Source organism: Actinomadura xylanilytica (assembly GCF_030283145.1).
In the GTDB taxonomy this organism is placed as follows: Bacteria; Actinomycetota; Actinomycetes; order Streptosporangiales; family Streptosporangiaceae; genus Spirillospora; species Spirillospora xylanilytica.
Genome location: NZ_JASNWE010000002.1, coordinates 872,416 through 885,269 on the forward strand (window position 1 = coordinate 872,416; position 12,854 = coordinate 885,269).

At 71.4% G+C, this 12,854-nt stretch carries 17 protein-coding genes, 1 tRNA gene and 1 pseudogene; 5 read left to right on the forward strand and 14 right to left on the reverse strand.

The genetic code is table 11. The features are described from left to right. Positions 1-227: 227 nt before the first annotated feature. Both QP090_RS15105 and QP090_RS15110 read right to left on the reverse strand, forming a co-directional pair. Positions 228-578, reverse strand: coding sequence for a VOC family protein (locus tag QP090_RS15105; protein ID WP_285939494.1), 351 nt, complete (start codon positions 576-578; stop codon positions 228-230). 64 nt (positions 579-642) lie between these two features. Beyond that, a pseudogene (locus tag QP090_RS15110) lies at positions 643-1,122 on the reverse strand (methyltransferase domain-containing protein); the annotation flags it as partial. Positions 1,123-1,127: 5 nt separating this feature from the next. Here QP090_RS15110 and QP090_RS15115 point away from each other — a divergent pair. Next, on the forward strand, positions 1,128-1,541 hold the full coding sequence (locus QP090_RS15115) for a MerR family transcriptional regulator (protein ID WP_285940087.1): 414 nt from the start codon (positions 1,128-1,130) through the stop codon (positions 1,539-1,541). 87 nt (positions 1,542-1,628) lie between these two features. Beyond that, positions 1,629-1,862, forward strand: coding sequence for a hypothetical protein (locus tag QP090_RS15120; protein ID WP_285939495.1), 234 nt, complete (start codon positions 1,629-1,631; stop codon positions 1,860-1,862). Positions 1,863-1,924: 62 nt separating this feature from the next. Here QP090_RS15120 and QP090_RS15125 read toward each other — a convergent pair whose 3' ends face one another. The 10 genes from QP090_RS15125 to QP090_RS15170 all read right to left on the reverse strand — a co-directional run bounded on the left by QP090_RS15125 (position 1,925) and on the right by QP090_RS15170 (position 9,022). Beyond that, positions 1,925-2,401, reverse strand: coding sequence for an HIT family protein (locus tag QP090_RS15125; RefSeq protein ID WP_285939496.1), 477 nt, complete (start codon positions 2,399-2,401; stop codon positions 1,925-1,927). Next, the gene (locus QP090_RS15130; RefSeq protein WP_285939497.1) at positions 2,398-2,652 is read right to left on the reverse strand and encodes a hypothetical protein; all 255 of its coding nucleotides are present in this window, start codon (positions 2,650-2,652) and stop codon (positions 2,398-2,400) included. Before QP090_RS15130 ends, QP090_RS15125 begins: the two co-directional genes overlap by 4 nt. A 518-nt stretch (positions 2,653-3,170) precedes the next feature. Then, complete coding sequence (locus tag QP090_RS15135) at positions 3,171-4,406, reverse strand: RNA polymerase sigma factor (protein ID WP_285939498.1); 1,236 nt, start codon at positions 4,404-4,406, stop codon at positions 3,171-3,173. Then, complete coding sequence (locus QP090_RS15140; protein ID WP_285939499.1) at positions 4,403-4,726, reverse strand: YciI family protein; 324 nt, start codon at positions 4,724-4,726, stop codon at positions 4,403-4,405. The genes QP090_RS15135 and QP090_RS15140 overlap by 4 nt, the downstream gene beginning before the upstream one ends. A 53-nt stretch (positions 4,727-4,779) precedes the next feature. After that, on the reverse strand, positions 4,780-5,388 hold the full coding sequence (locus tag QP090_RS15145; RefSeq protein ID WP_285939500.1) for a dihydrofolate reductase family protein: 609 nt from the start codon (positions 5,386-5,388) through the stop codon (positions 4,780-4,782). A 171-nt stretch (positions 5,389-5,559) separates the two neighbouring features. Beyond that, positions 5,560-5,811 carry a hypothetical protein gene (locus QP090_RS15150; protein ID WP_285939501.1) on the reverse strand — a complete coding sequence of 84 codons (252 nt, stop codon included), beginning with the start codon at positions 5,809-5,811 and terminating at the stop codon, positions 5,560-5,562. A 494-nt stretch (positions 5,812-6,305) separates the two neighbouring features. Then, positions 6,306-6,884, reverse strand: coding sequence for a M64 family metallopeptidase (locus tag QP090_RS15155; protein WP_285939502.1), 579 nt, complete (start codon positions 6,882-6,884; stop codon positions 6,306-6,308). A gap of 162 nt (positions 6,885-7,046) precedes the next feature. Further along, a complete protein-coding gene (locus QP090_RS15160; protein ID WP_285939503.1) occupies positions 7,047-7,916 on the reverse strand; it encodes an aldo/keto reductase in 870 nt (289 codons plus the stop codon). A gap of 54 nt (positions 7,917-7,970) precedes the next feature. Continuing rightward, positions 7,971-8,669: an SDR family NAD(P)-dependent oxidoreductase gene (locus tag QP090_RS15165; protein ID WP_432763039.1), complete on the reverse strand. Its 699-nt coding sequence runs from the start codon at positions 8,667-8,669 to the stop codon at positions 7,971-7,973. Between the two features lie 137 nt (positions 8,670-8,806). Beyond that, positions 8,807-9,022, reverse strand: coding sequence for a hypothetical protein (locus tag QP090_RS15170; protein ID WP_285939504.1), 216 nt, complete (start codon positions 9,020-9,022; stop codon positions 8,807-8,809). 215 nt (positions 9,023-9,237) lie between these two features. Between QP090_RS15170 and QP090_RS15175 the strand changes: the two genes are divergently transcribed. Then, positions 9,238-9,357, forward strand: a complete 120-nt coding sequence (locus QP090_RS15175) for a DLW-39 family protein (RefSeq protein ID WP_211238580.1) — start codon at positions 9,238-9,240, stop codon at positions 9,355-9,357. A 239-nt stretch (positions 9,358-9,596) separates the two neighbouring features. After that, a tRNA-Ala gene (locus QP090_RS15180) sits at positions 9,597-9,669 on the forward strand. Positions 9,670-9,726: 57 nt separating this feature from the next. On the opposite strand, the gene QP090_RS15185 is transcribed toward QP090_RS15180, so the two are convergent. Together QP090_RS15185 and QP090_RS15190 are read right to left on the reverse strand one after the other, a co-directional pair. Further along, a complete protein-coding gene (locus QP090_RS15185; RefSeq protein ID WP_285939505.1) occupies positions 9,727-10,683 on the reverse strand; it encodes a PrsW family intramembrane metalloprotease in 957 nt (318 codons plus the stop codon). A 71-nt stretch (positions 10,684-10,754) separates the two neighbouring features. Further along, positions 10,755-10,949, reverse strand: a complete 195-nt coding sequence (locus tag QP090_RS15190; protein ID WP_285939506.1) for a hypothetical protein — start codon at positions 10,947-10,949, stop codon at positions 10,755-10,757. 312 nt (positions 10,950-11,261) lie between these two features. Here QP090_RS15190 and QP090_RS15195 point away from each other — a divergent pair, with 312 nt between their 5' ends. Continuing rightward, on the forward strand, positions 11,262-12,845 hold the full coding sequence (locus QP090_RS15195; RefSeq protein WP_432763040.1) for a DEAD/DEAH box helicase: 1,584 nt from the start codon (positions 11,262-11,264) through the stop codon (positions 12,843-12,845). Positions 12,846-12,854 lie beyond the last annotated feature (9 nt).

Genomic DNA, 12,854 nt, shown 5'->3' on the forward strand with positions numbered 1-12,854 from the left:
GCACAGTAGTTATCCACAGGCTGTGGAAATCGCCGTGGACAGCGGGCGTGGGCGGCGGCCCGTGCATCCCCGGGGCCGGGAGGTGCACAACTGGTGGAAAGCCCCCGCCGCCTGGGGATATCGCTGTGGAATAAGAGCCCCAAAAGCACTGCCCGCGCAGGCTGGAGGGTGTGTGAAAAGTTTCCCCCAGCCTGTGGACGACGGGGGTTTGATCCGGACGGCGCCGGTCACACGGAGCGGGCCAGCGGATGCCGCGGCTCGTAGATCGGCAGATCGGCCCCGCTGGGCAGCCGGATCGCCGCGAGCAGTCCCCAGCCCTCGTCGCTGACCGGCTTGGCGATCACCACGTCCCGCGCGACCAGCCCGGCGAGTGTGGCCTCGATGTCGTCGCACATCAGCGAGAACTCGTACCGCGGCGGGCCGTCGGTCGGATGCGCCGCGAGTTCGGCCGGCGGCAGCTTGAAGATCAGCCAGCCCTGGCCCGCGTCGACGCCCGCGAACCCGAGCACGTCGCGGATGAACGCCCGGTCGGCGTCCGCGTCGCGGCTGTAGACGATGACATGCGCCCCATTGATCATGGCTCCCCCTTCGCGCACCCGTGGTCGTACCCGCCGCCCGGACCCGCGACCCGCGCGTCGGCCGCTACGGGCGGCGGGAGGCAGCGGCGAGGAAGATCGGGAGCGCGAGGAAGCACCGGTCCGCGCGGGCGCGTTCGCGCTGGTCGGCGAGCCAGCGGTCCGCCTCGGCCCGGCTGATCGCGCCCGCGCCCCGGGCGGCCTCGGCGAAGCCGGAGACCATCGGGACCATCGCCTCGCCGGTGAAGACGCCGGTGAGCACCTCGACGGTCACGTCCTGGAAGCCCGCGTCCAGCAGCAGGCGGCGGTGCCCGCGCGCGGCGCGCGGGGACCTGACCAGGTCCGCGCGGGCGTGCACGATCGTCCGGGTGAGGACCGGGTCGCCGGAGTCGATCACGATGGTGTCCCAGTCCTGGCCGATCAGGACGGCGCGTCCGCCCGGGGCGAGGACGCGCCGCGCCTCGGCGAGCGCGCGCTCCGGGACCAGGTCGTGCAGCACCTTGTCGGCGCGGTACCCGGCCGCCTCCCCGTCCTCGAACGGGAGCGCGCGTCCTGCGGCACTGGGAGTCCATGGGGCTGCTCGCGCCGGCGCGCGGGTCCGGAGAACGGCGCCGCTACGGGAGGGACGACCTCGCCCGGGTGGCGATGATCCTGCGCGCGAAGGAGGCGGGCTTCAAGCTGGAGGACATCCACGAGATGTTCGCGGCCAGGGCGCCGGACGCCCGCCGCGAGGTCCTGCGCCGCCATCGGGCCGGCCTCGTCCGGCGGATCGCCGAGGCGCGGGCGTCGCTCGCGCTCATCGACTGCGCGCTCGGCTGCGAGCATGAGGACCTCACCACCTGTGGACGGTTCCAGGCGCTGATCGCCGATCGCGTCGACGCCGGCGCGAGCAGCGATGCCCGCCTGGACGGCCCGGTCGCGCCACGCCCGGCCGACGGGATCCGGTGCCGATCCGAGGGGGCGTGAGGGGCGTGGACAGGGGCCTTGCGAAGGGGCCCGGACCTGCCGCGACCTGCGAACACCAGTTCGAAGTGGTGCTAGGGTCGGGGACCTATGGGGCACCTTCTGAACGAGCCGATCCGCGCCGAGCGAGACGCGTCCGGCCGGCTCACCGCGTACGTGTGGCGGGGGTCGCGCTACTCGGTGGACGAGATCCTGAAGACCTACGGATCGTCCGCCGAGGCCCAGGTCTACCGGGTCCGGGTGACCGGCGCCGACGGCGTCGCCGTCGCGGAACTCGGCCGTGACACCGACCGGTGGCGGCTCCGGCACATCTTCTCCGCCTGACCCGTCCGGCGCGACGGCCCGCACCGAGCACGCCGGGCCGGGCCTTGAACACAGCCCAGTGCTCAGCTTGTGCGCGCCATGACGGCTCGGACGCGGTCGCAGACGGCCTCGACGGCCGATGGGTCCGGTGGCGTCCCGTCCCGGAACATCGTCATCTGGAGGTCCGGCCCGTACGTCCCGGTGCGTTCCATGTCGGCCTTCGTGACCGGCTGCACCACGAAGTGGATGTGTACGGGTTCGCCGCCCGAGTGCGACCACAGGCAGGCGTACACCTGGTCAGGCCGGACGGCCTCCGTGACCGCCGACGCGGTCCGGGCCAGCAGCGGTCCCAGGACCGCGCTCTCCGCCGCGTCCAGGTCGGCCAGGTGGACGACGTGGCGGACGGGCTTGACCACGAGGGTGCCGACGCCGAGCGGGCCGATGCAGTGCTCCACCACCCACCCCGGCGCCTCGGCGATCCGGCCGCCGGGGAGGGGGAGCGCTCCGGACGCGAGGTCGCAGGCGACGCAGCCGGCGGTCACCACGGGCACTCCCGTCAACGCAGGGTCACGATGAACTTCTTCGCCTGCCCGATGTTCCCGGACGGGTCGATGGCGCGGTACTCGATGGTGTGCCGCCCCTTGGCGAGCTTGCCATAGGTGAGGTGGTCGATGACCGTTCCGGTCTCGGAGAAGCGGAAGGGGGCGCGCGAGTCGGTCGGCCAGCCGAAGTAGCTGAACCAGCCGTCCCCGTCCACCCGGAACTCCGGTACGACCACGCCCGCGCGGTCGTCGGTGCCGGTGAGCCGCATGGTGAACGGGCCGTCGAAGACGTATTCGGGGGCTTTCCCCGCAGCCTGGGTGCTCTGCGCGGCCCTCGACAGCCTCAGGCCGCCTCTGAGGGGTGAGCGTGCTGGACGTCGTCGGACGTTAGCGCGGCTGACCGTCGGTCCACGCCACGGGAAGGCAGACCTGGCCAGTTCGGACAACTCGGAACACCCAGCCAGGACGCGCGTCGCCGTTCGAATAGGAGCCGCTTCCCCCCCCGGAGGAGCCGGCCCCCTCCGATACAGCGCGAACGTTCCAAACCCGCCCCGTCCGCTGACACCACCCCACCCGGCACCGCGGACTGCCCTGAGGCCCACCCCGCTTGCGGCTCGCCCAGCTTCAGGATCTCTGGGCCTACGCCTCGTCATCACAGCAGGTCGCGGCCATATCCGACCGAAACTTCGTCAGTGCTACCGGCACCCCGACAGGTTGCGGAATGCATCGGCAGGGAGCCCCGGGGTCGGCCGCCGCTGCGCGGGGTTTTGGTCGGGATCGGCGGGTGCTATCGCAGTTGGTCGCGGCGGCGGGTCAGGTAGGCGGTCTCGGCGGTGTTGCCGGCCAGTTCGATGGCTTTGTCGTAGGCGGCGCGTGACTGCTGGCTTTGGCCGAGCCGGCGTAGCAGGTCGGCGCGGGTGGCGTGGTAGGCGTGATAGTCGGCCAGGTTGTCCTGGAGGCGGTCGATGGCTGCCAGTGCCACCTGCGGGCCGTCGAGCTCGGCGACCGCGATGGCCCGGTTGAGGGCGATGATCGGCGAGGGGTCGAGGCGGGCGAGCTGGTCGTAGAGGGCGAGGATCTGCGACCAGTCGGTGTCGCGCATGTCGCGGGCGGAGGTGTGGACGGCGTTGATCGCGGCGAGGATCTGGTAGCGGCCCGGAGCCGCCCCGGCGGCGGCAGCGGCGAGGCGCTCGCGCACCAGCCGGTGACCTTCGGCGATCAGCGTCGCGTCCCAGGCCCCGCGGTCCTGCTCGTCCAGGGGGACCAGTTCGCCGCTGGCCGAGACCCGGGCGGGGCGGCGGGCCTCGGTGAGGAGCATCAGCGCCAGCAGCCCGGTCACCTCACCGTCGCCGGGCAGGAGGGTACGGATCAGGCGGGTGAGCCGGATCGCCTCGGCGGTCAAGTCGTGACGTAGGGGATCGGTGTCGGGGCCGGTGGCCAGGTAGCCCTCGTTGAACACCAGGTACAGGACGGCGAGCACGCCAGACACGCGTGCCGGGAGATCCTCCACAGCCGGCACGCGATAGGGGATGCGAGCCGCCTTGATCTTGGCCTTCGCGCGGGTGATGCGCTGCTCCATGGTGGTCCCCTGCACCAGGTAGGCGCGGGCGATCTCGGGCACGGTCAGACCGCCGACCATGCGCAGGGTCAGCGTCACGCGGGTCTGCATCGCCAGCGCCGGGTGACAGCAGGTGAAGATCAGCCGGAGCCGGTCGTCGTCGATGGCGCCGACAGGCTCGGGTGGGGTGTTGTCGTACACCATCTGAGCCTCCTTGTGCTTGTCGTCGCGCTTGTTCTCGCGCCGGATCCGGTCGATGGCCTTGCGGTTGGCGGTGGTGGTCAGCCAGGCGCCGGGGTTGGGCGGTACGCCGTCGGTAGGCCACCGCTCGACGGCGGTCGCGAACGCCTCGGCCGCGGCCTCCTCGGCGATGTCGAGATCACCGAAGCGCCTGGTCAGGGAGGCGATCACCCGCGCCCACTCCGCGTGGTGGGCCCGGGTGATCGCCTCCTCGACGTCGCTCACTGGAACGGCCGCACCTCGATCTTCCGATCGCAGATCCTCGACGCCTCGGCGGCGAGCTTGAGCGCCACATCCAGATCGAGGGCCTCCCACACCCAGACGCCGGCGAGGTACTCCTTCGACTCCACGAAAGGCCCGTCGCTGAACACCGCCTGCTCGCCCCGGTTGTCGATGACGGTGGCCGTGTCGGGCGAGGCGAGTCCGCCCGCGAAGACCCAGTGGCCCTCGGCGATCAGTCGTTCGTTGAACGCGCTGATGGCAGGCCGCCTGTCCGTGCTGCCGGGATCGCTCTTGTCATCGATCACGGAAACCAGGTACTGCATCTAAAGATCATCTCCTGCGGTGTCAAGACAGCGTGGTTCGGTGGTCAGGGACCTCAAGCCGTTGCATACCGCGGGCGACCGGCCGGCCGGTAGACCTGGATCGTCACGCCCCTGGAGTCGACCCGCGACTCGACCAGGTCGAGCGCAAGATCCGGACCGGTCTCCGGGAACAGTCTCGCGCCCAGGCCAACGATCACCGGGATCACGATCAGAGTCATCTCATCGACCAGATCGTTGGCCAGCAGCCACCGGACCAGGGCGCCGCTCCCGTGCACCTGCAGCTCACCCCCGGGCTTGGCCTTCAGCTCGCCGATGGCCGCCGCGAGGTCACCGCGGAGAACGGTCGTGTCCTCCCAACGCGGCGCGGTGAGCGTGGTCGAGGCAACGTACTTGGGGGCCTTGTTCAAGGCCACGCCGATGGGATGTGCGCGCATCTGGTCGATTGATCCCCAGGAGCCGGCGAACAACTCATAGGTGCGCCGGCCGAACAGGAACGCCTCGGCGCGCTGGTAGGCCTGCGTGATGAACGTCCTGGTCCCGTCGTCGCCCTTCCCCAGGGCCCATCCGCCGCGCTCGAACCCATTCGGGTGGTCGTCCGTGGGGGCGCCGTTGTTCTGCATGACTCCATCAATGGAGATCTGGGTCATGGTCGTCAGCTTCATGATCGCGGTTCCTTTGCCTTGGCGCCGCTCCTTGCTGGCGGCCTCACCCCTGCTACGAACACCACCGCCCCGATCCGACACCGCCTCCCGGACTTCTTTGAAGAATCTTCCGGGACGCCGGTCGTCAGCGACCCGACAACACGACAGTTTCGGCGACAGCGCTCCACCACCTCAAACGCGCCCAGTGCGGACAAGCTCTTGGACCAGATCGATCACGAAGATCCACCAGTGGTGGCGGGCGTCGAACGGCTCGGGCGCGAGGGCAACCTCGTCGTTGGCGTAGCCGGCTGCAAGGCCATCAACGCCGGCCAGACCATCCGCTCGGTCCGCCTCACTGCCCCGCTCACGCTGCACCATGCCGCACCGCAACAGAGCGCCGCCCTGGCCGACCACGCCGCCGGACCGACCGTCCGCAAGGCGCACCGGGTGTACTCCACCCGCATCGCCGCCGTCGATCAGCCACTGCCGCCAGGCAATCGACCAACACCCCAGCCAGTGCCGTCCCCTACATCACCCTCACCGCCATCGCCGGCTCGCTGCGCTACGCACGGCAGGGGTGCACGCGCACTTGCCTGATGTGGCTCAACAGTCCTCAAGCGGTGACCAGCTAAGCTAGGGCGGCTGAAATCACCGCGTTCCGCGCTACCCCACTTTGCACGCATCCGTGATCCGGGATGAGGACCTGACGGCGCCCCCGAACAGGACGCTGTGCTGGCCGCCCGCTAGGCCACCAAGTGGAACCGCGAAGACCGCCGCACTGCCTGAGCTCTCCGCAACCCGGTCCTGACGTGGCCGTCCCGGGCCTCATCGATGCTCGGCGTCATTGACTGTGCATCCCTTCCGGCGAGATGGCTGCTGGAGTCTCCTGCGGCGCCGGCGTTGGATTGTCGGGGAGTGGGGTGAGGCCACTTGAGCGCTCAAGCTGCTGACGAAGGCGCCCGTTGTCTTCCTTGAGGTCGTGGGCGTGCAGGGTCAGGGCCTGGATCTGGGTTGCCTGCGCCGGTGCCCTTGACGAGGTCGGCGTAGGTCTTGGCGGCGTCGGAGTCCATGACCAGCAGCCGCTGGAGCCCGTCCTGCTCGCAACCGCTCCGGAATGCCATGCTCAGCGGCGTCGTCCGGTGCGGGGCGGACAGCTCCGGATCGCAGCTCACCCCGGACTCGGGTGAGGTGATCTCCACGGCGTACACGTTGACGTAGCTGCGGTAGGACTTGAACGGCTCAAGGGCCCACAGGTCGTTCAGGTGCCGGTCGAGGTCGGCGCGGAACGCGGGCATGTCCGCGGCGGTGTACCCGTCGCCCATGACCACCAGGTTGAACCGCTTGGCCGGATCGCCGGTCACCTGGATCGGCACCACCATCGCCGGGGCGGTGCCGGCCGCGGCCGGCGGCGGCGCGGCGAGCATCGTCAGCGGCACGGCGGCGGACAGCACCGCCGCTGTGATCTTCCTGACCTTCGGGTCGGCCCCCCGACCGGTCCTCGACTCCGCTCTCGGCACGCGCGAACCTCCTCGGGGCGCGCACGGTGGACGAGATCGGTCCAGGGGGACGGCGTGCCCGCTTCGTCCGCCGATCGGGCGGGTTGAGCGGATTATTGAGAGAAGATCCGATTTTGTCGTCACCTCCCCGGAGGAGAAGTCGCCCTCGGGCGAGGACCGCCGTCAGCCGAGCGCGGTCAGCCGGCCGACCTCGTCGCCCGTCAGCGTCACCGACGCCGCGGCGAGGTTGTCCTCCAGATGCGCGACCTTGGACGTGCCGGGGATGGGCAGTACCACCGGCGACCGGTGCAGCAGCCACGCCAGCGCGAGCTGCGCCGGGGAGGCGCCGTGCCGGGCCGCCGCCTCGTCCAGGACGCCGCCCGGCCCGGCCAGCTTGCCGGTGGCCAGCGGGAACCAGGGGATGAACGCGATGCCCTGCTCGGCGCAGTGGGCCAGCACGTCCTCGGACTTGCGCGAGGCGAGGTTGTAGAGGTTCTGCACCGAGACGATCTCGACGTGCTCGCGCGCCGCCGCCACCTCCTCCACCGTCACCTCGGAGAGTCCGATGTGGCGGATCTTGCCCTCGTCCCGCAGATCGCGCAGCGCGCCGAGCTGCTCGTCCAGCGGGACCTTCGCGTCGATGCGGTGCAGCTGGTAGAGGTCGATGCGCTCCAGCCTCAGCCGCCGCAGGCTCATCTCCACGCACTGCCGCAGGTACTCGGGACGGCCCACCGGCTGCCACTGGCCCGGGCCCTGCCGGGTGAACCCGCCCTTGGTCGCGATGACCAGGTCGGCGGGGTACGGGTGCAGCGCTTCGGCGATCAGGTCCTCGCTGACGAACGGACCGTAGGAATCGGCCGTGTCGATCAGGTTCACGCCCAGCTCGACGGCCCGGCGCAGCACCCGGACCGCCTCCGGCCTGTCAGCGGGCTCGCCCCAGGCGCCCTTGCCGGTGAGGCGCATCGCGCCGTACCCGAGCCGGTGCACGGGAAGGTCTCCACCGAGGGAGAAGGTGCCGCTCGCCGCGACGGGCCGATCGGTCGATTCGGTCATGACGATCCCCTTTGTCTCCCTCTCATTTGATCACCCGCGCCGGACGGCCGGAGATCAGCGCTTGCCCTGCTGCCCGTCGGCCAGCCCCCGGGCGACCCGGTCGCCGCCCGTGCGGCGCAGCACCGCGGCGGACAGCGCGGGCGCGGCCCCGCCGAGCAGCGCGCCCAGCCGCAGGCCGAGCGGCGCCACGTCGATCTCGCCGACGTTCCGCTCGACGGCCCGGACGGTGGCCCGCGCGACGTCCTGCGGGGTGCGGGTCCCGACGCCGCGCGGCAGCCGTACCCGCGCGTCGGCGAACATGCCCGCGTCCCGGATGAACCCCGGGAACACCGTCGACACGCCGACGCCGTGAGGGCGCATGTCCTCGCGCAGCGCCAGCGCGAAGCCGCGCATCCCGAACTTGGTGGCGTTGTAGAGCGACGCGTGCCCGGACGCGGTCTTGCCGGACAGCGACGACACGAAGACCAGGTGCCCGCGGCCACGGCCGGCCATCTGCGCGCCGGCCAGCTTGGCCATCACGATCGGGGCCCGCAGGTTCACCTCCAGCGCACGGTCGATCTCCTCGACCGAGTAGCCGTCGAGCAGCCCGGACGCGGGCAGCGCGGCGTTGGCCACCAGCACGTCCACCCGGCCCGCCGCGGCCAGCAGCTCCTCGGCCGCGCCGCGTTCGGCGAGGTCGGCGGCGATGGCCGTCCCGCCGAGCCGTTCGGCCAGCGGTTCGAGCACGTCGGCCCGCCGCCCGGTGAGTACCACCTTGCCGCCCCGCGCGGCGAGCGCGGTGGCGAGGACCCGCCCGATGCCGCCGACGCGCCTGTCAGCAGAACGTTCGCACCGCGAAGATCCATGGCGGAAATGATCGCACCGACGGCCCGGCCCGCAAAGGGGATGGCTCACATGCCGAGCCGCCAGAGCAGCAGGATGAGCGACGAGAGGACGAGCCCGGCGGAGCCGAGCGGCACCTCACCGAGCGCGATCAGCGCCGCGCAGCCCAGCGCCGTGGCGGTGGCGACCAGCAGCATGCCGCGTCCCCCGGGCTCGCCCGGCTCCCGGACGAGCCGCGGCTCCAGTTCGCGCTCCCAGAGCCCGAAGTCGTCCTCTGCCCTCATCAGGACTCCCTGACCGTCGTCGCCCACCCCGCCCTCGCCGCGCCCCGGCAGCCCGACGGCACCGATCCCGGTTGGACGATCAGTCCGATAACGGCGAGTGGGTGCGGAGCGCCCGGGATCGGTTGCTAGGCTGCGGAGAGCCCTGGGGGAGTACTCACTGAACCGATTGATTCCCCGGGAATGGCTTTCATAGTCGAGGTGAAGGGGTCCCCACCGTGAAGAAGCTGCTGATTCTCGCCGTTGTCGCTCTTGGCGGCTTCGCTGTCTGGCGCCGGCTCCAGCAGGACCGCGCCGAACTGGACCTGTGGACCGAGGCCACGTCCTCCGACAGCTGACCCACCGGCGGTAGCCGGTCGAAGACATGATCTCGACGCGGGCCCCGGCGTGAGCGGAGCAGAGCGGATCACCCTCGCCTGCCCCGATCTCGCCGGGACCACTGTCGCCGCCCGCCGGTGCCATCCACGTGCCGCCCGGCGCGATGGAGGTCCCGGCCCGGCGGAGTGCCTCGATCTCGTCCCGTGGTGCACGATGAGGGCCGCACCCGGGTAGGCTTGGCGCGCCCGCGAGGGCCTCTGGGGCCATAGCTCAGTTGGCAGAGCACTGGCTTTGCAAGCCAGGTGTCCGGGGTTCGAATCCCCGTGGCTCCACCCCAACGAAAGCCCAGGTAGGGAAGCATCTTCCCGTCCTGGGCTTTCGTCGTTGAGTCACGGGTGCCCGGGAGGTCCGGGAGTCGGGGTGGTTCTCTCCGGGGGCCGGGGCGCTTCCGGAGGTGCCGGGGGTTCGGCGCGGCGGGAGTGGGTGGCTTCGGCGCGCAGCCAGGACAGGGCGATGATCGAGATGACGATGAGGCCCAGCCAGTTGATGAGGGTGATCAGGTGGCCCTGCGTGTCGGTGGCGCGGGGCAGGTAGCCGCGCTCCAGGAGCTCGTACTGCCAGGGGGTGCCGGTCAGGAAGAGGGACAGCCCGATCGCGATGCCGTGCATGGAGTCCCACAGCGCGTGCAGCAGGGCCACGCCGAGGTAGGCCAGCAGCAGCCCGCCGGTGATGCGCCAGCGGCGGCCGGCGACGGCGAACAGGACGCCGCCGAGGATCGACGTCCACAGGCCGTGGCCGAGCGGGGCCAGCACGCCGCGCAGGATCTCGGTCTCGACCATCGAGCGGACGCTGATCCCCTGCGTGGTGAACAGTGAGTTGAGGGCGTACCCCGAGCTCTCGAACGAGGCGAAGCCGAAGCCGACGGTGGCGCCGAGGACCAGGCCGTCGCGGGTGGTGCGCGGGTGCACGTGGCGGGCGACGAACATCAGCGCGAGGAGCTTGACGCCCTCCTCGATCAGCCCGACGCCGAAGTACATCCACAGCGACGGGTGCAGCAGGTAGGTCTCCAGGACGGACGCGCCGAGCACACCGAGCACACCGCCGATCACGAACGCCGAGAAGAGCAGCGGAACGGTGATCTCGCCCGCCCTGCCGTGCTCGTACGCCCAGACCACGAACGTGACCGGCACCAGGAAGCTGCCGAGCAGCACCACGGTGGGCAGGAGGTTGGTGTTCGCGGTGGCCACGGTGACCACGACCGAGGCCGCCCACAGCGCCAGCCCGGTCCAGAAGACCCGCAGCCAGCGCCGTCGCGGCTTCGTCTGTCCGCGCGTGGTCGCCACCATCGCCGTCCCCCCAACCACGATCGGTAGCGGGAACGTACCCATGGGTGATCGTCACTGAACCTGCGTCCTGGTCACAGGAAGTAGCGGACGGCGATGTACCCCCAGGCCATCAGCGTGCTCAGGAACGTGACGATGATGCCGTACCGGGTGAACTGCCACAACGAGATGCGGTGCCGCCGCCGCGCCGTCCCCGCGCCCGCGGAGCCACGGGACGTGCGGGTACCGGACGGGGAAGAGCCCCGCGTCGAGACCGGAGTGGGCGACATCACGCGGCCTTCTCCGGGACCGGCCGACCGGGCCCGTCTTCGGCATCGTCCTCGACCGCTGATCTGCCCGCTCGGCGCGCGCGGCGGGCCGCGCCGAGCGGGTTCGGCGGCCGGTGCCGACGAAACGGAAAGACGGCGCCGGGGGGCGTGTGGAAGAGTGATCCGACCGGTGCGGGGCATAAGGAGGTACCCCGACGACGTTAGACTGAGCAAATCACTCTTACGACGCCCAAGGCGTCTGGCTCGTCCTTGCAGCCCACTGATCTGATCGTGGTGCCTCCCGAGACGTGCCCCCCTCTCGGAAGGTACTGCGTGTCAACAGCTGCTGCTGCTCATAACCTGCCCGCCGACTCGACGCCCGACGCGGGCGCCGACGAGGCACAGGTCCCCAGCTTCGCCGAGCTCGGAATGCCGTCCGAGCTCGTGTCGGCCCTCGTGCGCCAGGGCATCACCGCGCCGTTCCCGATCCAGGCCGCCGCGATCCCCGACATCATGGGCGGCCACGACGTGCTCGGGCGCGGCAAGACCGGCTCCGGCAAGACCCTGGCCTTCGGCCTCCCGATGCTCGCCCGCCTGGCCGGCCGCCGCGCCGCGCCGAAGCGCCCGCTGGCGCTCGTCCTGGTGCCGACCCGCGAGCTCGCCCAGCAGGTCCAGACCAACCTGGAGCCGCTCGGCCGCGGCCTCGGGCTGCACTTCAAGACCGTCATCGGGCAGACCTCGATGTTCAAGCAGATCGACGCGCTGCGCCGCGGCGTCGAGGTGCTGGTCGCCACGCCCGGCCGGCTCAAGGACCTGATGCGGCAGGGCGCCTGCGACCTGTCCGACATCGAGATCGCGGTGCTCGACGAGGCCGACCACATGGCCGACATGGGCTTCCTGCCCGACGTCACCGACATCCTCGACCAGGCCCGTCCCGGCGGGCAGCGGCTGCTGTTCTCGGCCACCCTCGACCGCGACGTCGACGTCCTGGTCAAGCGCTACCTGAACGACCCGGTGACGCACGCGATCGGCCCGGTCGACGAGTCCGTCGACACGATGGAGCACCACCTCCTGCTGGTGGCGCCCAAGGACAAGAGCGCGATCACCGCCGAGATCGCCAACCGCGAGGGCCGGACGATCCTGTTCGCCCGCACCAAGCACGGCGTCGACCGGCTCGCCAAGCAGCTCACCCAGGCTGGGGTGCGCGCCGCCGGCCTGCACGGCGGCAAGAGCCAGGGCCTGCGCACCCGCACCCTCGCCGAGTTCCGCGAGGGCACGATCAGCGTGCTGGTCGCCACCGACGTCGCCGCCCGCGGCATCCACGTCGACGACGTCACCCTGGTCATGCACGTCGACCCGCCGGCCGACTCCAAGGACTACATGCACCGCGCCGGCCGTACGGCGCGCGCGGGCGAGCGCGGCACCGTCGTCACCCTCGTCCTGCCGCACCAGGTCCGGTCCACCTCCGCGATGACCCGCCGCGCCGGCATCAACGCCCCGCGCGTCCGGGTCGCCACCGGCGACGAGGAGCTGGCCCGGCTCACCGGGGCCCGGCAGCCCTCCGGCATCCCGATCGAAGAGCCGATCATCCCCGAGCGTCCCCGCCGTGAGGGCGGGCGCGGCGGCCGTCCCGGCGGACGCCGCGGTGGCGGCGGCGGGCGCGGCTACGGCGGCGGCGGCGGTGGCCGCGGCCGTTCGTACGACCGCCAGGACGGCGACAACCGCGGCGAGCGCCGCGAGGGCGCCGTCGGCGGCGAGCACCGCGGTTCGTACGGCGGCGGTGAGCGTCGTGCCACCGGCCCCCGCGGAGGCACCGGCGCGACCTCCCACGGCCAGCGTCGCAGCAGCGGCCCGTACACCGGCGGCGGCAAGCGCCGTGAAGGCGGCGCCGAGCGCAGCGCGGCCCGCTACACCTGATCGATGAAC

Coding starts and splice junctions, on each gene's coding strand:
- QP090_RS15105 (WP_285939494.1), bottom strand. CDS start 578: ATGATCAATGGGGCGCATGTCATCGTCTACAGCCGCGACGCGGACGCC.
- QP090_RS15120 (WP_285939495.1), top strand. CDS start 1,629: ATGGGGCACCTTCTGAACGAGCCGATCCGCGCCGAGCGAGACGCGTCC.
- QP090_RS15130 (WP_285939497.1), bottom strand. CDS start 2,652: ATGCGGCTCACCGGCACCGACGACCGCGCGGGCGTGGTCGTACCGGAG.
- QP090_RS15140 (WP_285939499.1), bottom strand. CDS start 4,726: ATGCAGTACCTGGTTTCCGTGATCGATGACAAGAGCGATCCCGGCAGC.
- QP090_RS15145 (WP_285939500.1), bottom strand. CDS start 5,388: ATGAAGCTGACGACCATGACCCAGATCTCCATTGATGGAGTCATGCAG.
- QP090_RS15160 (WP_285939503.1), bottom strand. CDS start 7,916: ATGACCGAATCGACCGATCGGCCCGTCGCGGCGAGCGGCACCTTCTCC.
- QP090_RS15170 (WP_285939504.1), bottom strand. CDS start 9,022: ATGAGGGCAGAGGACGACTTCGGGCTCTGGGAGCGCGAACTGGAGCCG.
- QP090_RS15185 (WP_285939505.1), bottom strand. CDS start 10,683: ATGGTGGCGACCACGCGCGGACAGACGAAGCCGCGACGGCGCTGGCTG.
- QP090_RS15190 (WP_285939506.1), bottom strand. CDS start 10,949: ATGTCGCCCACTCCGGTCTCGACGCGGGGCTCTTCCCCGTCCGGTACC.